This window comes from Micromonospora sp. NBS 11-29, from assembly GCF_002140155.1.
Lineage (GTDB): Bacteria > Actinomycetota > Actinomycetes > Mycobacteriales > Micromonosporaceae > Micromonospora.
The window spans coordinates 8,578-9,428 of record NZ_NAPR01000018.1 but is presented as its reverse complement, the minus strand read 5'-3'; the positions used below and the strand labels follow the sequence as shown (position 1 = coordinate 9,428).

Sequence of the window (851 nt, the reverse complement as noted above, 5' to 3'; positions counted from 1 at the left end):
CTTCCGCGCCGCGCCGCGCGGCTGCGGCGGGACGGCGTCGTCCGGCCGGGCCGGGGCGAGCGCCGCCCAGGCCAGGTCCGTGTCGGTCGGGCTGATCTCCTCGACCGGCCAGGTGACCGCGTACCGCGACCGCACGGCCGCGCCCGTGCCGGGCACGCCGGCCAGCTCGCGCAGGACCAGGGAGTCGATCGACACCACCGGCGTGCCGGTGGGGTCCACCGCCACCAGCCGCACCCCGGAGCCGGCGCGGGTCAGCCGTACCCGCAGCAGCCGGGCGCCGGTGGCGTGCACCTGCACGCCCTCGAACGCGAACGGCACGCGCGGCCCGGTCGCCGGGTCGCCGCCCGGCAGCAGGCCGATCGGGTGCAGCGCCGCGTCCAACAGCGCCGGGTGCACCGCGAACCCGGCCACGCCGGTGTCGGGGAGCGCCACCTCGGCGTACACCTCGTCGTGGCCGGTCCAGACCCGGCGCAGGCCCTGGAACGTCGGGCCGTACGTCAGGCCGTGCCCGACGAGGGTCTCGTACCAGCCGGTCAGGTCGGTCTCGGTGACGTCGGCGGGCGGCCAGGCGGTGAGCGTGGGTTCCTCGGCGGCGGCGGGTTCGAGGACCGCCTCGGCGTGCCGGACCCACTCGGCGTCCGGGTCGTCGTCCGGTTGGGCGTACAGGGCGGCGTCCCGGCTGCCGGTGGCGTCGGCGGCGCCGACGCGCACCTGGACCCGGACGCCGCCGGTGGCGGGCAGCGGCAGCGGGGCGACGACGGTGAGGTCGCGTACCCGGGGGGTGGCGACCTCGTCGCCGGCGCGCACCACCAGTTCCACCAGGGCGGTGCCGGGCACCAGCACCGCGCCGG

General features: G+C 78.8%; 1 protein-coding gene. It reads right to left on the bottom strand.

All coding sequences use genetic code 11. The annotated features are described in order from the left end of the window. Positions 1-851: polyketide synthase dehydratase domain-containing protein (locus B1205_RS22295; RefSeq protein ID WP_176308736.1), on the bottom strand; the 851-nt coding region annotated here is incomplete at both ends.